The following is a 25,517-nucleotide window of genomic DNA, read 5'->3' on the forward strand; positions in this document are numbered from 1 at the left end:
CTCACACTCCCGCCACGTCGAAGTTCCGCGTACTGCCACTCGTCAATATTGGGAACAGCGACTCGAGATCGGCTGGGCACCAGAGGGATACGATTCCGGCGTCCGATCCCGGGACTCCCACCCCCGGACCACACAACTGAACATCCGGCCGGATCGCATTCCGGCCGTACGACGGGGTGGTGGTGATCCCACAATCATCACCACTCCGGTCGAGCATCGGCGCCGGGCAGTCCATTCGCTCACGCTCTCCTCACCGACGCCCGGCGACAGCACGGGTCACAACCGAAGATCGCAGCCGAGTCTTACCCTCGGCCCACCACGCGCTGAACGGCCATCGAAGTTTCGGTGCGCTGCCGTCCGGTGCGTGAACACATCACGAACTGTATTGACGCGCAGCCGGTCCGCGCGCTACAGCAGTGTGCGGTGACGTTCGCGGAACCGCTGTTCGAATTCGGGCAGATAGCGCGAGGGCGCCACCGACGACGAGGAACGCTCCAGCACCCCGTCATCGGCCAGGTAGAAGATCGCCCGGCCGACCGCGATCTCCCCGGGCGGCACCGGGACGTACACCATCCACCCGGTACGCACCCGTTCCGCGCGTAGTTCCGCCACGGAATAACCGGAAGTGTCCGCGCCGCTGTCGGTCAGGTACCTGCCGACCCGGTCGAGCGCCGCTTCGGCCGCGAGGGGTTCCGGCGCGGTCACTCCGCCCATCACCAGCTGATAGAAGGCGGCGTCGAGATCGAAGTCGCCGGCCTCGGGGAAGACACGGGCGAGTGCGGCCCGGGTGAGAAGACCCGCTTCGGCCGCCGATACCAGGTCCGTGGCGGCAGTCCGCTGCTCGCCGGACGGCTCGGGGCCGAGCAGACCGGTCACGATCCGCGCGACCGTATCCGCCTCACGCACCCCCGGAATCGCGTCGGTGATCACCGCGGGGTCCGGCGACTCCCCGCGGTACCAGCCCTGCCCGTCCCACCAGTAGCAGAAGGTGAGCATCCCGGCGCCCGCCCGGTGGTTCAGGACCTGATCGGCGACCCAGTCCGGTGCGCCCCGGAACAGCTGCGGCAGCTCCTCCGCACTGTTGTAGGCCCGATCGAGTTCCGGTGCGTTCCACACACCGCCGGACAGCACCGCGCGACCGGCGGGCAGCGCGTGCAGGGACGACCCACTGCGGGTGGCTCCCTCGAACCAGCGCAGTCCCGGCCGCAGCCGGGGACCCCACTCGGAGCGCGCGGCGGTGAACGCCGCAGACAGCACCGCCCAGCGCGCCGCCATCAGCGGGAAAGGAGGGAGATCGCCGACCGGGCGACCGGAAACCCCGGCTTGCCGGTCCGCACGTGCCTGTGCGGCGGCCACGCCGGGGGAGCGCTGCTGGCGGTCCCCGTGCCGCAGATACGCCGCCAACCACACCGGGAGCGATCTGCGGGGGAACGCTTCCAGGTCGGCGCGGTAGATCTCGGGCGCGAACAACTGATCGTCGGGGAACGGCTCGTCACCGTAGTCGTAGTCGACCTCGAGCTGTCCGGCGTGGGTGAGACTCAGCAGCAGGCGCCACCACGGCCCGTCCCCCAGCGCGGCGGACAACGTCCGGTGTTCGCGCACCAGCGCGAGTACCTCAGGACCGGGACTCCACCGCACCGCGTGCTGCCGTTCGTCGGAGAAGACCGCGAAACCGACATCGGCGGTCACCGTCGAAGCGAACACCGCGTCCACCCGATGCCAGCCCTCGGGCGCGACCGCGGCCAGTCGCCGGGCGACGTCGTGCACGATCGCACGAGCGGCCGCGGCGGGATCGGGCGCGGGCGGTGACAGGGTGAAACCGACATCGGGGTCCCCGTCCTGCGGAGTATCCGGGTCTTGCGGGCCGGCGACCGCTGCGCCGGCCTGCTCGGCGCCCGGTGCGGCCGGCCGCGGGGGCACCGGATCGTCATGAACCGGCGCTTCCCCGGCTTGTTCGTCCGACCGTGTCACTTCGCCCACCTTCCCCTCGTACGAAACTCGGAAACGATCGCCGCGCTCCCGAACCAGAATCACCGGACGGCCGGATCCGCCCACGCCGATCCGTGTCCGGCCCGGCCGGTCAGTGCGCGTCGCGGGTGTGCCGCAACTCCTCGAATTGCCGCTCCAGTTCCACGCGGCGGGCCCGGGCGTTGGTGCCGTCGAGCTGCCCCGCGAAGGTCGTGCGGGCCCCCTCCACCAACTCGTCGGAAACCTCGGGATAGGCGCGGGCGATCGCCCACAGCGCGTCCTCGGTCTCCATGTCCAGACCGGTCTCGGTGCGCAGGCCGCCGCCGTTGCGGACCGATTCGAGCATTTCGGCGAAGTTCTCGCGCAACTCGTCGTCGCTCGGATCTCCGATACGCATAGCTACTCCTCACTGGTTCGTGGATATCCGCCCGGCCCACCATCCCGCGCGTCACGTGGCGAACACCTGCGCGCGCCATTGCGGATCGGCGAGTACATCCCGCAGATACGCGCCGAAATCCAACTCCTCCGGCAGCGACCGGTAGGTCAGCTCGCCGAGCCGGTGTCCGCCCTGGACCAGCGCGAACCGCGTGGTCCGGTAGGCGACGGTCGCCAACTCGACGATAACCGGGCCGTCCAGGTCGATGGTCGACTCACCGATGCGCAACTCCAGCCGGCCGTGCTGCCGGTACAGCACCACCGGCACCCCGGCGATCTCGCCGTAGAGACCGCCGACCCGGCCCGGCGCGGCCGGTGCCGCCTGCAACGTGCCGGTCCGCGGGTTGAACTCCGAGGGCACGCCGAACCCCGCGAACGGGCGTACGACCAGCGGGGCCGCCGCATCGGTCTCCCCGTCGCCGCGGGCCGGCGGCGGACCGTCGGCCGGCGCACCTTGGCGGCGGAAGCGTTCGCGCGAACCACCCTGCGACCCGCTGCCGGGCGGCGGCAGCATCGGCGGATACGGCATACCTCCGGGTGCCGAACCACCCGGCGAACTCGGGTTCGTCGGGCCGGTGCCCCCGGCAGATCCCGGCGGGAGGCCGCTGCCCGGAAGGTTGCCCGGCTCCGGTGGACGAGCCGGGCCGGGTGCGGTGGGATAGGGATCGAACGGCGGTTGCGCGTCCGGTGGCCACGGGCCCGGAACCGGGGGCGGCGCGGGAACCGCCGGTTGCCCGGGCAGCGGCGGACCGGGCGGCTGCGGCGGTTCCGGGACCACGGGGGGCCACGGCGGCTGGACGGGTGGCGTCGGCCGTCCGGGTGTGATCGGCAGGCCGGGAGGCATCGGGAGCTGCGGCGGTTCGGACGGGTGCGGCCGGCCAGGCGGATGCGGTTGACCCGGCGGATGCGGTTCACCGGGCAGGTGCGGTTGGCCAGGCGAGTGCGGCCGACCCGGCAGATGCGGCCGACCCGGCAGATGCGGCCGACCCGGCGGCGCTGGAGGAGTCGGCGGCTGCGGCAGTACCGGCGGTGTCGGGGGTTCGGGCGGCGCGGGCGGATCCGGTGGTGCAGGCGGGATCGGAGGCGTCGGTGGTACCGGAGGTTTCGGTGTGGTCGGCGGCGGCGGCGGTGCGGGAGGCCGCGGGGGGTCGGACGGTTCCGGTGGCCGGGGCTGCACGGGGAGATCGGCGAGGTCCACCGGCCACGGCTCGCGCTCGTTCTCGAACGGTGGCGGGAAATCGATCTCGCGATCGCGCGGCGGATGCGGAATATGGGGACGCAGCGAAGATCCGCGCGGCATCGGTATCCGGCGGCGTCCGGTGGAACCGTTGCCACCCGGTGGATCCGCGTCTCCCGGCGCGCCACGATGTGCGCGCGAACCGCTACCCGAGGCGGGCTCGGTTCGTCCGCCGTGTCCACCGGCGTCGTCCGCCTCACCGCGCGGTCCGGCGGGGCCTGCGTCCGGGGAATCGCCGGTAGTCCGCGCGGCCCCCCGGTCGCCGGTACCTTCGCCCGGGGCGAGAGGTCCGGCCGGGTCTGCTGCCCGGTCGTCCCGGCGTATCGGGCCCTGTTCGAGTTCGTTGTCGAGCCGGGCGAGCTCGGCCTCGGCGTCGATCACCCGGCGGGCGGCGTCCTCGTACTCGGAGACGCGCCGCTGATATTCCCGCTGTTCATCGATTCGGGTCGTCCGGCCCCGCAACGCCTCGATCCGGCGGTCCAGTGCCGTATGCGAGGCCAGATCGGCCTCGGCCACCGGTAGCTCCGGACGGGGCGGGGGCAGGACGGCTCGCGCACGTTCCACCCGGGCCACCGCTCGCTCCCGCTCGTCGCGCAATCGGGCCTCGTCGAGCCGGGCGGCGTGGTCGGCGAGTTCGGCAAGGGCCGCGATATCGCGGGCCCGCTGCCGGACCTCGGCGCGCAATTCGGCCTGGACCTCGGCGAGTTCGGTGGGTGTCAGGCGTTCGTGCCGGTCCAGCCGGCCGTCGCGGTACTTCTCGTAGACCTCGTTCCAGCGGGCGAGTTCCGCGCGTACCCGGGCGAATTCGGGATGGTCGTCGCCGATCTCGCCGCGGCGGTGCCGCTCCAGCACCTCGTCCCACCGGGCGAGGTCCGCGGGGGGCACATCGACGCCGACCGTCCGGGCGAAATCGTGGCCGATGCCGAGTCCGGTGGCGGGCAGCAGATCGGATTCGGCGTCCAGCAGGTCCATCCGATGCGGAGCGTCGGCGAGATGACGCAGATCCTCGATCAGATCGACCAGGTGCCGGACCGCTCTCTCGTGCACCGGGATCTCGGCGCGACCCACCCGCGGGTCCACGGCCCGGTCGCCGTGGGTCGCGGGGTCGAAGACATCGATCTGCCCGAGTTCGGTCAGGAAGTCGGTGAGTGCGGCGACCAGGTCGGGCCGGGTATGCGGCCGGTGCACGAGGGATCGGATCGCTTCCTCGATAGCTCCGGTACCGACCACCCGGACGGCTTCGTCGAGGGCATCCAGGCGCTGCCGCAGCCGCGCGGTGGCCGCGTCGACCGCGGCGGGATCCAGCGCCGCCAGCTCGTCGGCGTAGGAGAGCATTCCGGTGATCTGCTGGATCCGCCGGGCCCCGGGGGTGGCGGGGTCGGCGACGATCTGCGCGGCCCGTGGCGGGCCGAGCGGGGCGGTATCCGCGGGGTCGAGGCGGTGCGCCAGGATGTTCCGGGCTCGGGTGACCGCGTGATAGGTGTCGATATCCCAGGCGGTGCGCGCATGATCCATGATCGCCTCGAGCTGGGCGGCCCGGATCTCGTTCTGATCACGCAGCGCCGACAGTTCCGCGGCGAGCCGGTGCGGGTCGGCCAGATCCTCGTCGGTGATACCCAGCCGCCGGGCGAGTTCGTCCACTGTGGTGTCGATTTCGGCGCGCGACATCGCGTCGAGGCGGTGGCCGGGGTCCGGGTCGGCCGGGTCGTCGGGCACCACCCGCCAGCCGTCGCCGTCGTCGACGAGGGTGAGATCGACGTGCCGCCCCGCGACCTCCGCGACGAGGTGCCGGACCCGCGGTGCGCCCGCGTCGGCCACGGTGATCCGCTCCGGCCCGTACCCGCCGCCGGGCAGCGGCCGCCCCGGCTCCACCCGGGTGAGCGCGTACCGTACGTCCAGCGTGCCGTCGTTCACGGCCGCGGCGAGGTCCGGATAGCGCGCGAGCGCGTCGGCCAGCACCCGGTCGTGGTCGAGCCGGCCGTCGATGACGACCAGCCGCATCGGCGCGCCGGGCAGCAGACCGAGACCCGCCGGGTCGCCGAACATGACCCCGCCCTGTGCGTGGACCCATTCCTGGGCCGCCATATCGCCGATCAGGCCGGCGAGTTCGTCGACCTCGGCGTCGCGACGCAGGAACTCGTCGGCCTGCCGCGCGAGATCCTCTACCCGCAACGCGGCGTCCTGGATGCGGGACAGCTGCTCGGCGAGGGTATCGGCGAGCCGGTCGGCATCCAGCGTGGCCAGGTCGATATCGCCGAGGATCTGCGCCCACACCGCCCGTTCGTCGCGGATCTGGTCGCGGCGCAGCGCCCGTTCGAGATAGACCCGGCGGCCGTCGTCCCGGCCGGGTTGGTCGCTGTCGAAGAGATCACCCCAGTCACGGGTGGGCTCGCCGCCGTTGTTCACACCCTCCCAGTTCAGGAGATCGGCCGGGCCGGGCCGGCGGCGCCGCACCGATTCCGGCAGCCACTCCGGCGCCCGGTGCGGTTCGTGGTAAGCGGCCACCACCTCACGCAGGAAACGCGCGAGCGGGTTGGCGTCGAAGAAGGTCGCCTCGTCGCTGTACGGGATATCGGCGTGTTCGGCGTTGTACCGCCGAGCGGCGTCGGCCAGCCCGGTCAGTGCGCCGATCCGCCGTGCCTGCTGATATTCGATCAGGTCCCGCACCCGGCGGACGTTCTCGGCAGTCGGCTCGCCCGGATCGATACCGAAAGCGCGGGCGGCCGTGGCCAGCGCCGCCGCCTGCTCGTCGCGCCGGGCCGCGGCGTCCGCCAGTTCGTCCGCCCACCCGGCGATCTCACCGGCACTGCGCGGCACCTCCGCACCGTCGGGTTCGGTGAGGGCCGGTCCCGGCGCCGGATGCCGGGTTTCCGGCGCCGCCGGTAGCGCCGGATTCTCCTGTTCCGCCGCGCGTTTCAGGTCGTCGAGTTCGACCCCCAGTTCCCGGCGCACCAGCTCGGGGTCGGCTTCGTCCAACCAGTAGCGGTATTCGTTACCGGCCTCGTCCAGCAGCGGTGTGGTATCGGCGCTGGTCGGTGCCACCCGGGACGTGAACCGCCGCAGGAACGGCAGCAGTTCCCGCTTCTTCCACAGGGTGACGCCCTCTTTGAGGATGCGGACAGGATTGAACTTGGTCGACAGCACCTCGTACTCGTCGCCCGGGACACCCGGCGTCGGGTCCTCGGCTTTGCGCAACGGCAGCCCGGCCTCGTCGCCGAGCAGCGACTGCCCGGCGCTGTCGATCCCGGAACCGGAGGGGTACTTCGGGGTCTCGTTGGTGTACCCGGTATCGCGCAACCACTCCCAGATCCGGCGCAGCAACGGTGTGCGGCGCGGTGGATCCGCGGGCACCGGCGGCACGTCGGGCGGGGCCGCGCGGCCGGTTTCCGCCACCCGCCAGCGGTCACCGTCGTCGGCGACCAGGCGCACCGGCACCCGCTCGCCCTCGACCACCACATTGCCGCGGCGGGTATCGCCCGGCTCGGGTGAACGGGAATCCGCCTGCTGCCGGGCCGCCACCGCACCGTCGGCGAGTGCCGCCAGTTCGTCGGCGGCGCGGACGACACCGGCGCGTTCCCGATCGAGGACGGCCGCCGGATCGCGGTTCAACTGCTCCGGGTCGATTCCCAGCAGCCGGGCCCACATATCGCGGCTGTCGCGCCGAGCCGCGCGCGCGGCAGGGTCGGTCGCCGCGTCCACGCGGGCCTGCGCGGCCGCCAGGGCTTCCACCGCGCCGGCGCGCAACAGGATCCGGTATCGGTGGTCGGACACCGTGGGGCCGAGACGGTCCGGGCCGAGCGCCTCGTCGTCGATACCGAGCCGACGCGCCAGCGCGTCACGGGTTTCGGCGACGCTTTCCAATCGTGGCGCGGGCCCGGTAGCGGAGTCCCGGCCGGGATCCGCCGCGCCCTCCGGCCGAACGGCCGGCAATTCGCCGTGCGGTTGCCCGGGGGGAAGCTGCGGGTCCTCCACCGAAAGGCCCGCGCGCAGCAGTTCCTCCCGCATCGCGGCGGCGAGTTCGGGATCCGCCTCGTGCCGCCAGTACTGTTCGTCGCCGTAGCGTTCCGCAGCGGACAGTTCGGTGAAATCGGCGGGGTACCGCATCCGCGGCCCGTTGACGAGATCGTCGAGGAAGCCGCGGGCGCGGGCGATCTCGGCGAGTTCGGCCAGCGCGGCGAGCGGATCGCGCAACTCGCCGAAAACACCGGTGCGCCCGAGGTGTTCGGCCAGCCGGCGGGCGTGCTCGGCGGCGGCGCCGGTGAGCGGCGCGGTCGTGCGCTGCACGGGCCGGGCCGCCATATCCCGGAGGAAGGACACGAGATCACGGAGCGGATCGCCGTGCCGCGGCGCGCCGGAGTCACCGGCCGGCGGGGTCCCGGGATTACTCGGGCCGCCGGGGCCGCCGGGGCCGCCGGGATCGTTCGAGCCGCCGGGGTCGTTCAGGGGCGGTGGAGGTCCGCTGCCCTGCGGCGGTCGGCTGCCCCGCGCCGGTTCCGGGGTGCTGTGGGCTGATGACGGTGGGTGGGACGGAGGCTTACCGCCACCCGGGCCGTTCGCGGGCGTGGTGCCGCCGGGCTCGTCCGGAGGAGGTCCGTCCGGGTTGTCGGGATCATCCGGTACGGACCCGCCGGGAGCCGCCGGCGCGGTGCTCTCCGGTGGGGGCGGCCGCTGGCGGGTCTCCGAACCGCCCGGCGGCAGGTACGCCGGGTCCGGTTGCAGCGGGGGTAGCGCGTAGGGGCGGCCTTCCCGCCACTCGGTGAGTGGGGGACGCTGCGAATCCCAATGGTGGCCGAGACCGATGGCGTATGTATTTGCCGCCTGCCAGGTGGCCTGCGGGTGGTCGGCCAGGTACTGCGCCTCGGCGAGGGCGTCCTGCAGCAGAACCAGGTCCGCGGGCAACGGCTCGCCCGCCCGCAACCGGTGCCAGGCTTCGGCGATATCGGCGAGGCGGTCCATCGGGCGCCGGACCAGTTCGCCGTCGGGGTCGTCGGCGTCGCGCACCCGGTGCTCGTCGACCATCAGGTGGTTCTTGATCTGTTCGAGTTCGGCCCGGGTGAAGCGCGGTACATCGTCGCGCATCCGCCCGGCCGGCTGTTCGGCGATATCGTCCGGGTCGACGGCCCGCACGATCTCGTCGGGATCGGCTTCGGGCACGATCTCGGCCGGATCGACCACGCCCAGTAGCATCTCGCGGACCTGCTCGACTGTGTTGCGCACCAGCTCGGGATCGTCGACGGCGAACCGGTCACCGGCCTCCTCGGCCACCCGATCGATCGCGGCCTCGATCCGCGCGAGCTGCGCCGGAATATTCCCCAGCGGATCGAGACCACCGAGTTCGCCGACCGTCCGGGTCCGCACCAGCTCGACGAATTCCCGTGCCGCCGCCCGCTGCCGGTCCGCCCGGTACCGTTCGATACCGTCGGCGATCCGATCGATATCGGTATCGTCACCGAGGAAACGGTCGTATTCTTCGTCGGCCCAGCGCTGCACTTCGGCCCACTGCTCGGCCTCGCGCTCCCACTCCCGGCGCAGTCCCTCGGGGATCTCGTTCATCACGGCCGGCGGCAGGTGGTCGCTTTCCTGCCAGCGGCGGTGCATGGGCTGCACATCGGTTCCGGGCTGCGCGAACCATTCGTAACCGCGGAACACCGTCCCGAACGGCGGCAGTCTCTGCAACCACGGTCGCGCCTGCACCCAGCGACCGATTTCCGGATGCCGCTGGATCCACGCCTTGACCGCCGGATGTTTCGGCACCAGCGCGGCCATCAGCAGCAACCGCATCACGTTGTAGGCGTCCGCGCCCCAGTGCTGGCCGAACAGGTCCTTCGGGTCGATACCCGAGGTGTTGTACTGCGCCGGCGCCATCGGTGCGTTGACCGGCAGGGTGCTCTCCGGGATCTTGCCCGCCGGTACGTCCTCGAGGGGCAGCACAATGTCGTTGACGACATCCTCGCCGGCCCAGCCGCTCACACCGTCGGGCAGATCTTTCTGTCCGAACTTCTTCGGCAGGTCGGGGGCGTCACGGTTGGTCTGCCAACCGGGGCGGGTGGGGTCGACCGGATGCCAGTCGCCCGCGGCGTCCCGCCACCGCGTCGTATCGAGGCGGCGACCGGCGACCCACCCGGTGCTCATCCGCTCGACCTCGGGTGGATCCAGATCCTCGACCCGCCAGTTGTCCGCCCGGTCGGCGAGCACGCGCCGGTACTCCACCGTGGTCTCCGGGCGCACCACGGCCTGCGCGGCGGCGAGACTGTTGCGCAGGGCGTGGTCGAGGGCGGCATCGTGATCGGCGCGCGGATTCGCCGGGTCCGGACGCGGCCCGAACACGATGATCCGCGGTGCGTCGCCGTCCACCACACCGACCCGATCGGTCACCATGCGGCCGCCCTCGGCTTCCACCAGAGCACGCCAGACACCCGCCACCCGCGCCATTTCGTCCTGGAGCCGGCCGATCCGGTGATGGGCCTCGTTCACGTCCCGGGCCGCATCCGCCAGCGCATCGATCCGCAGCAGCCGCCGCTGGTACTGCGAGGGCCGCAGGACGCCCGCGACGAAATCCCGGTACGCGCCCGCACGCAGGTCCCGCAGCGTCGCGTCCAGCGCGCCGGGTTCGAGGAGGCCCGCGGCCGGGTCGTCGTTCTCGTCCACGCCGAGCCGCCGGGCGAGATCGTCGCGCATGGTCCGGCGCGGTTTGATGCGGTGCAGTTCGGCCGCGCGCTCGCGGGCGAGCCGTTCCAGTTCGGCGGTCACTTCCTCGGGCCGGGGCCGGTCGAGAAACTCCTGGCCCTGTTCCATTCCGGCGATCTGCCGGTCCAGTTCCCGCAGGCGGGTGCCGAGTTCGTCGAAATCGGCCGTCCGGGCGATCAGCTTGCGGATCAGGTCCCGGCGATGCTGCCGCTCCTGGTCGCCCACCGCGCTGCGGTCGTGCCGCGGCACCTCATCGATCCCACCGGCAACGTCCACCGCGTCGTATCCGGTCTCCTCGTCGAGACGCAGCACGATTCGCTCGCGGGCCTCCGGCCCCAGATCGGCCCAGCCGCCGGGGTTCTGCAGGCCCAGATTGCGGGCCCGGTCGGTGATCTTGGCCCGCAGGAATGCGCGCTCCCGAGTGACCCCGTGCCGCTCCCCCACCAGCCGGTCGTATTCGATCCGCCCGGTGATCCGGCGCACTTCCTGCTCCGCGTGCAGCAGACGGGTCATGAGATGGCCGATCTCCTCGACGCGGACCCTGTCCTCGGCATCCAGATCGCGACCGCGCAGCTCACCCAATGTCTCGGCCATCCGCGCGGTGTCGAAAGCGCCCGGGTCCACATCGGTGCGCAGACCAAACCCGCGTTCGGCGATCCGCGCGGTCAGTTCGTCACACCGTGCGACGGCGTCGACCAGGGCATCGGCGAGCAGGTCGTGCGGCCGGGGACCGGTTGCGCCGCCGTCCTCCTCCCGTACCCGCGGGCCACTGGCATCGCCCGGCTCCGGCGCGCCCTCGGGGATGGACCCCGAATCCGGTTTCTGCCCGGCGGGCCCGGAATCGGAGTCGGGTCCCGGCCCGCCCGGCGGCGTCCCCGGCGGGGTGTCCCCACCTGGACCTCCCAGCATGTCCTGCCACCAGCGCGCCCGCTCCTCGGCCATGCGGGCGACCCATTCGGCCAGCTCCGCCCGCTGGCCGGCGAGCCAATTGCCCGGGTCCATATCGGCGAGGAAGCGCGCCCGGCCGGCGTCCATACGGGCATTCCAAGCCGCTCGGTCCACCTGGGCCAGCCGGATCCGGTCGACCCGTTCGCGGGCGTAGCCGAGCATCCGATCCGCTTGTTCGGCGCGGAATCGCAACAGTTCGTCGCCGGGCCGGTCGGCGGCCTGCCGGCGGGCCCAGGCCGCTTCGTCGGCGGCCGCGTCGACCGCGATCTCGGCCCGGCGCAGCTCCACCCAATCCATCAGTTCCGTATAGGAGTCGGGTAGCGCGGGGGACTCGCCCGGTCCGGGCACCGCTCCGGGGCCGGAGTCGTCCGGGCCCTCACCGGCATCTCCTGGGACCGCGGGAGGCGTGTCCGGCGGCTTCCCGCTGCCGTCGCCGGAGTCACCGGGCTCAGGTACGGGTGGTGGTGGATCACCGGCCGCCGCGGCCAGGTCCGGCCGCCGGCTGCGCGCGTATTCGTCGAGCAGCCGGCCCAGTGCGGCGATCCGCCGGGCCCGGTCCCGGACTTCGCGCCGCAGATGGCCGAGTTCGGCGGCCAGGTCCTCAGGGCCGAGGCCCTCGTGGTTCTCGATCCGGCCGTCCCGGTAGGCCTCGTAGATCCGGACGAAGGTCGCGTCGTCGGCACCGGTGAGATCGACCCCGACCAGCCGGGCCCAGTCCCGGTCGGCGTTGGGACGCTGATCCGGGTCGTCGTCGGGGATCCGATGGCTCGCGGGCCGGTTCGCGGCTTGGGCCACCGCCCGGGCGAAATCGTCGGCGCCCACCGCACGGACCGCTTCGGCGATGAGGTCGCGCAGCCCGCCCATGGCCTCTCGGTCGTGCATCGGGAAGCGGCCGTCGGCGATCCGGGGGTCGGCGGCGCGATCGCCGCGGGGGACATCGGTGTAGGGGTCCATATCGAAGAGGGCGTTCGCGTACTCGGCCAGTGCCTCGCGTACCAGCTCGCCCTGACCGTCGCGTTCCAGCCGCCGGATCACCTGGAACAACTTCTTCGGATCCAGGCCCGCGGGGTCCACCGCGAATACGCGGGTGCCGTCCGGGCCGTCGACATAGCCCGGCGGGAGCAGGGCCGCTATCCGCCGGTCGACGCCCGCGCGGTCGGCGGCTCGCCGCGTCGACATCTTGCGGGCGAGTTCCTCCGACACCAGCCGCCGCGCCAGCCGGTCGCGGGCGGCGGCGACCGCGTCCGGATCCACCTCGCGCAGGCTTTTCGCGTATTCGGCGAGATCGCCGAACTGCTGGGCGCGCAGGGCCCGGCGCTGCCCGGTATCGCTCAGGCGGTCGGCCGGCGACTCCGCCGTGAAAGTCCGTTCCGGTGCGCCGGGGTCCGGGATCAGGTTCAGTCCCAGCCGGCGCGCGAGTCGACTTCGCGCGTCGGTCAGCTCGTTGAAGATCTCGATATCGGTGGCGGAGCGGATGAAATCGGCCAGCGCCTCCAGCTGCACCGCTCGCACCGCGTTGTCCAGCAGCAGATCACCCACGGTCCCGGCCGGCGCGTCCGGCGCCACCGCGTCCGGGCCGATACCGAGCTCGTGCAGCATGCCGGCGATCTCGGCCACGATCTCCGGTGCCGAGCGGGGCAGCGGCTCGCCGAGAGCCGCCCGGTGATCCGCCGCGGACCCGGTCACCTGATGCCAGGTGCCGTCGCTGTCGCGGACCAGCAGTACTTCGAGGTCGCGTCCCAGGATGTTCTCGTGGAGATAGCGCAGCGGCGGGATCGGCGCGGGCACGAGTACCGTCTGGCCGGTCCAGTCCCGCTGCACGGCGCGGTAGTCCAGGACGAGATCGCCTCGGTCGAGCAGATGACGCAGGTCGGGGTCGGCGGCCAGCGCGTCGGCCAGTACCTGCTCACGGTCGCGCGGACCGTCGACGATCACCAGCCGGTCCGGTTGCCCCGCCCCGCCGGGCAGGCGCACCAGCTGCCGTCCGAGCAAGTCCCCGACCGGATCGGTGAGCCCGGTTTCCGGCAATGCGGCGCGAGCGGCGTCGACGAATTCGGCGACTCGTTCCGAGCGGGCCATGTTCTCGGCCCGCAACCGATCCAGCACGCCTTCCGGATCGGCGAGCAGGTCCTCGAGCGACAGGTCGCGCATCGCCGCCCAGCTCGCGAGTTCGTCGCGGATCTGGTCCCGGCGCAAGGCGTTCTCGAAAAATCGGCGCAGGCCCTGGTCGCGGCCGAGTTCATATACGTCACCCCACATCGGCAGCTGGTCGGCGCCGTTCTCCACCGGCGGCGTGTCGAGCAGGCCCGGCTCGTGCCCGAAGGCGGCCAGTATCTCGATGAGGAACCGCCCCATGGGGTTCTGATCGATGAAGCTGATCTCGTCGCGGAACGGCACCGGCCGGCCTTCCGGGTCCGGTGCGGCGTAGCGTCCGGGCCGCCGCGGCGCGGGCGCGTCCGACTCGTCCTCGAAGAGGTCGTCGTCGAAGCCGTCGTCGGGATCGTCCTCGGTGCGACGCCCGCCCGGATCGTCCGGTGCGGCCGGTTCGCCGGCCCGGGGCAGCCCGCGCTCGGTATCGGCCGCCGGGGGCGCGTCCCGCATGGTGTAGGGCAGGGTCTGCTCGATCCGGTAGCGCCGCACCGCGGCGGCCAGCCCTTCGATGGCCCCGGTCGCCCGGGCCACCCGGTACTGCTGTTCGTCGATGACCCGGGCCAGGGTTTCGGGACTGTCGTCGAGCAGGTCGATATCGAGCAGCCGCCGAGCCGCGTCGGTCAAGCTCTCCCCCTCGGGCGCCGGCCCGACGGGCAGCTCCGAACCCCGTGCTTCGCTCTCCTCGGCCAGCCCATCGGCGAGTGCCGCGGCCTCGTCGCCGGAGACGAGCCCGCGAGCGCGCAGGGCATCGAGGATCTGCCGCTGCTGCTCGGGCGTGGCATCGGGCCGGGCGGCCACGGCCAGCAGATCCCGCAGGGCCTGTGCCGGCGATATGCGACGAGAATCCATGTCGGCGAGCAACTGGTCGCGGGCCGCGTCCAGGGTTCCGTCGGTGAGCCACGGCTGGTACTCCGCGTCGTCGCCCGGATGCATCGGCACGAATTCGCCCGCGTCGTCGCGCATTCGGGCGGACAGCCGTCCGAAGATCGGAATGTGCTCACGGTTGCCGATCCACACCGGCAGCTGCTGCCCGATCCGCAGCAGGGTCGGGTCGGCCGGACCGGATTCCGGCGCCGGACCGATCACCGGATGGTCCGGAGTGGGCGCCGGGGTGGCCGGCGGTTGCGGCGGAATCGGGTTCACCAGATCGGGGATACCGGCGACACCGTCGGCGATCGCCGCCTGACCACGGCTGTCCCACCCGGATCCGGACGGGTATTTGACCTGCGGCGCGCGGCCCGGCCACATCCGCCGGATCGCCGCTATCTCGCGGCGCAGCGCGGCCGGCCGCTCGGGAGTCGCCGAGGGAAGATCGCCCTGCGGCACCAGCCGCCAGCGGTCCGGGCCGTCCGGCACCAGATCGAAGGCGATCCGCTCGCCGTCGACCTCGAGCACCAGCGGCTCGATGATCGCGTCCGGGTCGATGGGTGCCTCGTCCCCGCCGGGCTCCTGGTTCGGCCGGCTGCCGTCGGGTTCTTCCGGCGGCGGAACCGGACGCGGCGGCCCGCTGTCGTCGGACCCGATGTGTTCCGGTCCGTCGTGCAGCGGCCCGATCCGCTGCGCGGGCACTCCGGGATCAGCGTCTGCGTATCCGACCAGCAGGTCGTGGATCCTGCGGCGCACCTCGCCCACCTCGGGCCGCCGGCCCTCCGGAAGTTGCCGGGCCAGTTCGACCTCGGCGAAAGCTTCGGCGAGGGCTTCGGCTTCGTGGAGCCGGCCGTCGGGACGGAAGCTGTACCCGACCAGTTCCCGGCGCAACCAGCCGGCGAAGTCCGCGGTATCTCCGCCGACGATATCGCGATGGTATTCGCGCAACGTCGTTTCCAGCTCGCGCCGTGCGTGCCGGCCGCCCGCGTAGTCGACTCCGTGGCCGAACTCGTGCACGCCGACCGCGTACACGGGCCGGTGTAGCGCGTTCGGGTTCAGCCTGCCTTCGTCCACCGACTGCCGGATTCGGTCCAGGATTCGTTCGGCGCTGCGCGCGTGGGTGTAGTCGAGCGCGATCGAATCGGCGCGCGCGATACCGGTTTCGCGATCGGTCACCGGTTTGTTCAGGGCGATGGCGTCGTCCAGATGGCCGATACCGGCACTGCGCAGATCGACCTGCGGATAGCGCCGGTACATGTCGGTGAGGGACCGCGCGAACTCCTGGACCACGGTCGGGTTCAGGTCCGGCAGACCGAATCCGTACACCTCGAAATCGGGATCCCCGGTCAGCTCCCGCATCACCTCGCGCAGCCGCAGGCCGACTTCGACCGGCTCGAGCGCCGACCATTCGTCGGTGGGCGCGTGCAGCAGTGTGGCGTCCGCGCCCGGGTCGGGCGGGTTCGCCGGCGTGTCCGGGCCCGGCTGGCCGGTCCGGTTCCCGTGCGGCCGGGTGTCGTCACCGCCCATGAACTCCGGCCCGTCCGGCGGAGGTGTTCCGTCGGGGTCCCCTGCGCGGAGCGGGTTCCCGCCCGGCCGGTCCGAGCCGAAGGGCAAGCGGCCGAGCAGCCTGCCGATACGTCCGCGGGGTCGGCTCTCGGGGGTGAGTGGCGCGGCGGGGTCGTCGAGGATCCTCGCGATCCGCTCGACCAGTCCCTCACGGGTATCGCCGGCCATGCCCTGGAAGTACCGGGACAGCGTGTTCTGGCTGCCTTCCAGGCCGACCGGCGCGGGCACCCGCCAGCCGCCGTACCCGTCGGGTTCCACGAAGACCGAGAGATACCCGACGCCATAGGCGAAGACCTCCAGCCGGTGATGGCCGGGCCGCGCACTACCGCCCGCGGCGATCGGGACCTGCCGGGTGTGCAGATTGTGGGCGACCTGAGCCGGATGCGTCGGGTCGAGCGGCCGGTCGGCGGCGCGGACCCGCTGGTGGCCTCGGGTGACGAAATCGTCGCGCAGGTGACCGACCGTCCCGGGCCGGTGGGTGCTGCCCCGATCGGCTTTCGTGTAGAAGGCGTCCGGGCCGAGCTGCTTCAGCCAGTCGGTGAAGCCCAGGTCGGTCCGGCCCGCGGCGCGGAACCGGAGATAGTGGGCGAGCATCTGGTCGCGCTCACCCAGCAGATCACGCCTGCCGTAGGGTCCCTCGGCTGTCGCCCGGTTGACCGGTGTGACCACCGGTTCCCCGTCCGGTCCGACCGTCACCTGCCGATAGTCCAGGCCGTGGGAGTGATCCCACAGCACATCGCCGTATTCGGGGTGGGCGAGCGCCAGTTCCCGCAGCGCGTCCACATGTTCGCCCGGCCGGGCCGTGACCACCAGGCGTGGCTGCGGGTCGAGGTAACGGAGGACGCGATCGGACAGCCGTTCCGGGCGATCCCCCAACCGCTCGGGCTGCCGGAATCGTTCCAGTTCCGCGTCGACAACACGCCGCGCCGTATCGGAATCCGCCTCCGACGCCGTCCTTTCCGGCCGTACCGTGCTCGCCCCGCCGCGGCGTTCGGACTGTTCTTTCGGATGGCCCCACGGCGAGCCGCCGCCATCCACGATGGACCGCACCACGTCCATGGCGACCTCGGCGTCGGCGAGCCCGGTCCGGCGCAGGTAGCGGCTCAGGGCTTCGGTTCCGGCCCGCCGTGCCGACTGCGCCGGGGTCTCCGCGCCGCCGGCGCGCCGCCGGGCGCGACCGAGGTCCCGGTCGTGCGCGGCTCGGTAGACCTGCTCGGCCGGCCCCACCGGTACGTACTGTCCGAGGTCGCGCAGGATCTGCAGACCTTCGATCTCGTCGGCCAGGCTGCGCGCCTGGCGCAGCCGGTCCTCCGGGGTGTCCGCCGGGATCCGGCGCGGCGTCGGCGGTTCGGTACCGCCGGCCGGCGAGATCCCGTGGGCACGATCCCATATCCCGGCGAAATGCTCGCTCGAGGCGACCCCGCCGACCAGCGGACCCTGGCTGTCCAATTGGGCTCGCACCGCGCGGAATCCGGCCTTGTGCCCGGCGGAGTAGAACCAGCCGGATTCACCGCCCAGATTCTTACGGGAACCGTAGGCGGATTCGGCGGTCCGGAATCCTTCCACGAAAGCTTCGGCGTAGCTGCGGGCCAGCGGGTCGGTAAGCGCCGGCCGGACAACGCGCACCTGGAGATCCACCGTGTCCCGGAAGGAGAGCGCATAGGCCTCGGCGACCCGGTCCAACATGAGAGCGCAGTATTCGTCGCGCGGCAGCGTCATCCGTTCGGCCGCCACGTCGATACCCGCGAACTGCTCCGCCAGCCGCGCGGCGACCACCAGCTCACGCACATGCTGGGCAGGCGTATCGCCCGGATGCAGCGTGAGCGTCCGCGTGACCGGGTCGTAGCCGGCGTCCACGCCCAGCCGCCGCCGGGTATTCGGGGTGCGGGTCGCTGTCGCCTCCGGCTCGGTACCGAACCTGATCTCGACTCCGTGTTCGTCGAGCGTGCGCCGCACCCAGCTCGCGGTTCCCCAGGCCCCGGCGCGGGTGCCGAGCGCGCTCAGCTCGCGGAACGCCTTGTCCCGGAGATCGGCGGCGGATCGCGCCAACTCGGCGCGATCCGTCCGGTCGCCGTGCGGTACGGGCGAATCCGGGGACCCCGGCTGTTCGGCGGGCCCCGGTCCGGTTTCCCGCTGTACCGTCACTGCCCCGGCATCGTCCAGATGAACGCGGATCGGATCCGATGCGGCCGTGCCCGCGAGATCGCGGGTGACCACCTCGGTGAGCTCCGCGCGCACCCGGGTGCGTTCGGCGCTCAGCCGGGCGTGCTCGTCGGTGAGCGCACCCAGCAGCCGGGCCTCCAGACCGGGCAGCGAATCCGACCGCTCCCGCGCGCGCCGGGCGAGATGATCGAGGATCTCGCGACGGGACCCGGTAGGCGGATTGTTTCGCATACCGAGCGCCTCCCGCAGCCGGTCGGCGGCCCGGTCCCAGGCCGCCTCGATCCGGCGCAGCCGCGCGGCCGCGGCGGCGTCCGCCCGCACCAACGCCTCGACGTCACGGGCCGCCGCCTGCGCGGACGGGATGTACTCGGCCATGCCCGCGGGCGGCCGGACTGCCCGCGCGGCATCCCACTCCGCTTCCGCCGCGGCACGACCGCTCCGGCCGGTATCCACTTCCGTGGAGTCGAACGCCCGGTGCGCCAGCAGTCGCGCGATACCCGCGGCCGCTCCGACCCGGTGCAGCCGGTCGGTATCGGTCGCCGCGACCGGTTCGGCCGAATCGCGCAGGCCGGCGGCATCCGCGATATCCGCCTCGGCCGGCTCGAGTTCGCGCTGCCGGCGCAAGACCTGCGTCGCCGCCTCACGCATGGCCTCCACGCGGTCGCCGTATTCGCTCATCCGGTCGACGCGGACACTCCGGCCGTACAACCGCTCGACGGTTTCCTCCAGTAGCGCCCGGGTGGCCACCTCTTCAGGCCGGACCCCCAGCCGATCCAGCAGCACATCCCGGGCGGCAACCGCCCGATCCCGGCTCGCCGCGATCTCGTCGCGGACCGCCACCAGACGGGCGAGCTCGGCGGCCCGGGCGGCGTCTGTTTCCATTCGTGTCCGCGCACCGGAACCCGGTGGTTCCCCGGCCTGCCGGATCGCGGCGTCGTAGGCCTCCAGGTAGGCCATGTCGAGGATCCGCCGTTGCGCCAGGTCGACGGGATCGGTCGCCAGCGCGTTGTCGGTGTCGTATCCGGCCCGGCCCAGCTCCCGCCGGAACTCCGCCTGCCGGCCGAGCGCGTCGGCTTCCGCCCGCATCCGGGCCGCGACGTGATCGGCCCGGTCCAGCGCGCGGATCCGGGCCGGTGTCACCTCCACCCGGCCGCGCAGCACCGATTCGGCGAGGGCGGCGACACGAACGACCGCCGCCGCCCGGGCGACCTGATCGCGATCGCCCGCCGCGATCATCGCCGCCATCGTGCGACCGTTGAAGTCGTCGGCGGGGACCGGACCGTCACCGGGTTCGGCGAACCGGACGGTCACCCCCGCGTCCCGCAGCAGCGCGAGCGCGGCCCGCCCGGTCGCGGTCTGTGCCAGCACATCCCGCACCTGTACCGCCTGGTCCACCGGTGCGTACCGCCAGTCGTCGAGGTGATCGTCGCCGGATCGGACCAGATCGAGACGTTCGCGCTCGGCCTGCCGGTCGGCTGCCACGGCGTCGGCAGCAGCCGGATCGGCGGGCCCGCCGTCGGATCCCTCGCCGCCACCCGGATCGGCACCGGGTGGTGCGCCGGCGTCCGAACCCTCGGTCCGTGGTCCGGCCGGACCACCCGCGGGCCGCGGTGCGGCGGACTCCTCGGTGAACCAGCCGAAGCCGGGCCGGGGTGCCTCCCGGACCGACTCCACCAGCAGGTCGTGGATGAGCCGCACGGGATCGTCGCCGCGGTCGCGTGCTGCCGGGCCCGGCTCGGCCCCCCCGGCGCGGCGCATCTCGGTCGCGAGGAATGCCTCGGCCAGCGTCTCCGCCGGCTTCGGATGCGGGGTGCCGGGGTGGAAGCTGTACCCGCTCAGCGATTCGCGCAACCACGCGAAGTAGTCGTCGACGCTGGTGGCCTCGGGATGGCGGTCGAAGAAGTGCCGCATCAGGTGGCCGGCCAGGTCCCGGCGGGCCCGGTGCCCACCCGCGCCGTCCAGCACATGCCCGAACTCGTGGACGGCCCGCGCGTAGGCCGGCCGGTCCCGCGCCACCTCCGGAAACCAGCCGGTATCGACGTTGTGCTCGGTCTCCCGGCGCACGGCCGCCGGATCGGTGGCCACGGATGTGTTGAACTCGATCGAATCGGCGCGGGGCACCCCGTGGTCGAGCGACCAGTGCGTCCGCCCGAACACATCGGGGCCCAGGTCGCGGAACACCACCGCGCCGAGACGGGCGGACGGATGGGCCCGGAACATATCGACCAGCGCCCGGGCGTATTCGCGGGCCACCTCCGGATGCACCTCGGGGCGGTCGAAACCGATGACCTCGAATCGCGGGTTGCCGATGAGGTCCCGAACTTCATCCCGCAATCGCGCACCGACCTGCGCGGAGTCCAGCCCCGACCAGGAGTCGTCCTTCGGGGCACCCAGCAGTTGGGCGTCGGAGGGTCGCTCGGTACCGGCGATCGGGACGGACTGCGTATCGTCCACCGCCGGAGCAGGTCGGCTGTCGTCGACCTTCGCGATCGGCTGCGTGCCATCGACTCTCGGAGTCGGCCGCGAGTCGTCGACCACCGAAATCGGCCGAGTGTCACCGGCCTTCGCATTCGGCCGGGCGTCAGCGCCTTCCGGAATCGGCCGCGTATCACCGACCATCGGAATCGGCCGCGTATTACCGACTTCCGGAATCGGCCGGGTGTCCACGACTTCCGGAATCGGCCGGGTATCCCCAAATTCCGGAATCACCCGGGTATCCCCAACTTCCGGAATCACCCGGGTATCCCCAACTTCCGGATTCCGCCGCGCATCACCCTCACCCGGGGGCCGCCCGCGGTCGGCCGATCCGGACGCCTCCGGCGCGGTTCGGCCGATCCCACCGATGACATCGACGCGGACCTGATCCCCGTCGCGTTCGAGATTGAACCGCCGCACGGTGATCTCGCCGGTCGCCGCCGTACGCACCTGGTGGTATTCGACCACCAGGGTGCCGTCGCGATGAGCGGCGAGCAGTTCCTCCCGCGCGCGCACGAGCTCTCGACCGGCCACTCCGTCCGGATCGATCCCGCGCGCCCGCATCTGACCAGGTGTCTCGGTGAGCACGGTCGCGAGGTTCCTGTCGATCGCGAGCGTGTCGCGCAGGTACTCCGGTGCACCCTGCTGGGCGTCGGCACGCCGCGAACCACCGAGCGGCGAATCGGCGCCCTTGGCCTCGACGATCAAGAGTTTCGGGGCACCGGTGTCGGTCCCCGGCACCAGCACCGCGATATCCACCACGAGTTTGGCGGTACTGGCGCCCTCGTACGGGGTCAGCTGGATCGCGCCCGGATGCAGTTCCGCGTCCAGTGCGAAAGCGAGACCACCCAGTTCGCCCAGCAGCTGGGACGTCTCGGACATCCGGCCCACAATCCGGTGATAGCGCTCCGAATGGGCGCGCAACGTATCCAGATCGGCCAGCTGCCGGGCCCGTTCGTACTCGCTGAGCGTGCCGTCTTCGCGTACCCGCTGCTGCCGGGCGTCGATCCGCGGGCCGATCCGGCTCGGCCGCAACTGCCGCAGATCCGGCCGGCTCCCCGGCTCGACCAACCCCAGGTCCACGGCGAGCGTCCGCAACGCCGCGACGACGCTGTCACGTTGGGTCTGTTCGGCCTCCCGCAGCGCCGCTGTCGCGGCCAGCGCCTCGGCGAAGCCGGGATCGGTGGGCCGGTACGGCTGCGGCTCATCCGGTTGCGCGTCGTAACGGTAGCGACCGGCATCGGTTCCCGACTCCGGCTCATCGCGGACCGGCCCGGGGGGATCCTCGCCGTCACGCCGGTCGGCAACGTCCTGGTCATCACGCCGCCCGGCGGAATCCTCGCCGTCACGCCGGTCGGTCGGATCCTCATCGTCGCGCTGGTCGGCAACGTCCTCGCCATCACGCCGATCCGCCGCGTTCTGGTCATCACGCCGCCCGGCGGAGTCCTCGTCGCGCCGATCCGCAAGATCCTCCCCGGCACGCCGATCCGCCAGATCCTCCCCGGCACGCCGGTCGGCAACGTCCTCGCCATCACGCCGATCCGCCGCGTCCTCGTCATCACGCCGATCCGCCGCGTCCTCGTCATCACGCCGATCCGCCGCGTCCTCGTCATCACGCCGATCCGCCGCGTCCTCGTCATCACGGGAGGGTGTCCGGTCCTCGCCGGGTGGCCGGTCCGAAATCCGTTTCTCGGGTTTACGGCGCGCCTCGTCCCACCGGTCGTCCGCGGCGGAGCGATGCTGATCGGCCGCACGGTCGGCTTCCGCCGCGCCGGCGCGGAACCGGTCGGCGAGTTCGGCGCGCCCGTCCCCCTGGACCTGTTCCGCCATCGCGCGCAGGTACTCCGCGCGCCGGCGGTCGAGAAGGGACCGGAGGTCGGCGTCCTCGGCGTCGCGGCGGGCCGCGTACTGCGCATCGGTCTCGCGCCGCTGCCGGTTGACCGCGTAGTCCGACCGACTGTGCCGTTGATAGCGTTCCACCGTCGGCCGCACCCGCCCGTCGTGGCCGCTCGGCGGGAGTATCCGGCCCGCGCCGTCGAGCAGGGTCGCCGAGACATGACGCAGTTCGGCCGGGACGTCCGGTGGGAAGCCGCGGCGTTGCCCCGCAGCCGGATCGGAGACCACGACCCGGTATTCGCCGGTGAGCGGATCCATCCGCACCGTCACCGAGTAGGCGTGCGATCCGACCCCGTGTGCGTCCACCGGCCCGGCGTATTCGTCCACCACGAAGGCGCGCGGTCCACGGCCCGCCGCTACCAGACGCGGGTCCGTCCGCGCGGCCTGACGCAGCAGTTCGTCGGCGACGGCCTGGTGGCGGGAGTGCTCGGGTCCGGGGTCGGGGTAGTCGTAGAGTTTTCCGCCCAGGGCGTCCTCCATCTGACGCCGGTCCATACCGCGCGGACCCACCGGTTCCTCCGGGGGCGTGATCCGGTCGCTTCCGGTTTCCGCCGCGAGCTGGGCGAGCGTGAGCCGGGCGCATTCCCCGCGATTGCGCGGATCGGGTATGCCCTGTGGTTCGCCGGGTTCGGGGGTGCCTCGTTCCCCGGCGTCGTCGGTGGACCGGTCGCGGATAGCGCCGTCGCCGCCGGGCCGGCCTCGACCGTCACGCCGCGCACCGGGCAACCCCTGATCCCGCGACCCGGGGCGCGCTTCGCCGTCTCGGGCGGCGGAATCGGGTACGGGTAGCGGCAATACGTCCTCGGGTCCGATCCGGCCGTCGCCGACGTCGCCCGGTATCCGGCCACCGACCGGATCCTGTCGTTCCCCCGCATGGCGGGCATTGTGCGCGTCGGGCACCGGCGCGCCGGTCCGGCCGGCCCGCACGCCGCTGCCGTCCGTGCCGGGATAGGGCGACCGTTCACCGACCCCGGCACGTGACCGTGGGCCGTCCGATGCGCCCGAGGATCTGGACTCGCCCGTGGGACCCGCCTGCGCGCGCGAATCGTTCGCGCCGCCCGGTGTATTCGTAGATCCGGGTGCCGCCGGACTGGATCCGCCAGGAGTCGAACCGGGTGCTGCCGGAGCGCCGGGAGTGGCCGGAGCCGTCGCGGTGGCGGGCGGTGTGGCGGCGCCCATGGGTCCGGAGACCGGAGCGCCCACGACCGGACCCGGTGTTTCGCCGCGGGTGCGGTCTCCGGCGGGATCACCGGGTCCGACCGCCGCGTCACCTGCGTTACGCCAGGTCCCCGCCCCGCCGGCTTCCTGCTGCCGGTCCGCGAGACCGGAGTCGTCCGCCCGGCCCGGCCGTGCGGACGAGTCGGAATCGGCTGCGGAGGAACCAGTGCCGTCCGAATCGGAACGGTCACTCAGCCCTGCCGACTCGGCACGGTCGGCCACACCGGTGCCGGAATAAGAACGGTCGGCCGCGCCGGTGGCCGGGTCGGAACGATCGGTCGCGCCGGCACCGGAATCCGAACGATCGGCCACACCCGCACCGGAATCCGAACGATCGGCCACACCCGCACCGGAATCCGAACGATCGGCCACACCCGCACCGGAATCCGAACGATCGGCCGGAGCCGACGTGGAGTCGGAGCGGTCGGCGGACCCGCTGTCCCCGTGCTGCACGGATCCACCGTCGCCACTCACGCCGGCGCCGAACGGGGCCTGTTGTCCCGCAACGGCTCCGGATTCGCCCTGCCGCCCGCTCTCGCCGCCCGCCGACGAGGACGCACCCTCGCCACGGGTTCCGGCGCCGTCGTTCGAACCGCTGCCGACAGGCCCGCCGCGGTCGTTTCCGCCGGCCGCCCCGGCTCCGCCCGGCGAGTCACCGTGGTCCCCGTTGCTTCCGGCCGGAGACAGGTCGCCTTCGCCGTTGCCTCCCACACCGTTCGGTGTCCGGGCCGGGCTGCTGGTCTGGGATCCGTCGCCGCCGGAACCACCGGTGCCGTCCGCGCCGGCGGGCCCGCCGGGTCCCGTGGGCAGGCCACCGCTGCGGGTGCCGGGCCCGCTCACCGCGTCGTTGAGCCGATCCATGAAGGTCCGGTCGCCCCAGGTGTTGCGGTAACTGTCGCTGTGTACACCGACTTCCAGGCTGCTGAAGGCGTGATTGGCACCGACCTTGTTCACACCGGTGGCCAGGCCGTTGGTGGCGCCGGACACCAGCGCGAGCGGACCGAACTGCTGGGGCAGTGTCGACATCGTCTGGTCCATGGCCTGGTCCCAGCTGCCGGTGTCGGCCCAGATGACGGCGAACTGGGTCGGAATGGCGGCCGCGGCTCCGGCGAGCCCGCCGACGAAACCGGCGGCGGTACCGGTGATCGCCCCGTTCAGATACTGGCGGCCCATCCCGCGGGCCTCGTTCTGGAGTTTGTTCCCGATGATGTCGCCCACCGGACCGGCCGCCGCGCCACCGGCCGCCGAGCTGACCACCGTGACCGCGATCTGCCCGAGATCGAAATCCGGGCGGTGCCCCGCCTCGACCTGGTATGCCTGGATGCCGACTTCCTGAATGGTTCCGAGGACGGTGTCGATCGCGACATGCCGGAGCAGGAAGCCGACGAATTTGTTGGATACCAGCCGGAAGATCGCCTGCATGACCCGCTGGCCCAGGATGCGGACCGCGACCCTGGTGATGGCGACCGCCGCGGCCTGCACCGCGGGCGCGGTGGGCGGGAAGATCCACGCGGCCGCGATCTCCGCCGCCAGCAGCCCCAGCGACGAGATGTACATCAGCTTCGTGTATTCGATCTCGGTACCGGTGTCGTAGGCGGAAGTGCCGAGTTGGCGGAAGTAGCCGGCCAGTTTCGGCACCGACTGATCGGAGTCGGAACCGTCACCGGAGATGAGGCTGTCGAAGGCGGCGATCATCTCGGTGACGCCGTCACCCTCGGGATAGGCGTGCAGCGACGCACGCTTGGCCTCGATGATGTCGGCGACGATATCGTCGAGTTCGTCGGCGGCCGTGCGCCAATCGCCGCCGAGGGCCCACATCTCGTCCTCGTTGCCCTGCGGCCATTCCACGCCCGCGAGCCAGGCGAGATGCTGCAGCGGACCCCAGAGCTCGATCATGGCCGATTAC

3 protein-coding genes are annotated in these 25,517 nt (G+C 72.3%); all 3 read right to left on the reverse strand.

All coding sequences use genetic code 11. The annotated features are described in order from the left end of the window. Positions 1 to 408: 408 nt before the first annotated feature. Positions 409 to 1,971, reverse strand: a complete 1,563-nt coding sequence (locus AB0H42_RS04640) for a hypothetical protein (RefSeq protein ID WP_357049797.1) — start codon at positions 1,969 to 1,971, stop codon at positions 409 to 411. Positions 1,972 to 2,080: 109 nt separating this feature from the next. Next, complete coding sequence (locus AB0H42_RS04645; protein WP_357049800.1) at positions 2,081 to 2,365, reverse strand: hypothetical protein; 285 nt, start codon at positions 2,363 to 2,365, stop codon at positions 2,081 to 2,083. Between the two features lie 51 nt (positions 2,366 to 2,416). Next, complete coding sequence (locus AB0H42_RS04650; protein ID WP_357049803.1) at positions 2,417 to 25,507, reverse strand: hypothetical protein; 23,091 nt, start codon at positions 25,505 to 25,507, stop codon at positions 2,417 to 2,419. Positions 25,508 to 25,517: the final 10 nt, after the last annotated feature.

Source organism: Nocardia sp. NPDC050799, assembly GCF_040654015.1.
In the GTDB taxonomy this organism is placed as follows: Bacteria; Actinomycetota; Actinomycetes; order Mycobacteriales; family Mycobacteriaceae; genus Nocardia.

Coding starts and splice junctions, on each gene's coding strand:
- AB0H42_RS04645 (WP_357049800.1), bottom strand. CDS start 2,365: ATGCGTATCGGAGATCCGAGCGACGACGAGTTGCGCGAGAACTTCGCC.
- AB0H42_RS04650 (WP_357049803.1), bottom strand. CDS start 25,507: ATGATCGAGCTCTGGGGTCCGCTGCAGCATCTCGCCTGGCTCGCGGGC.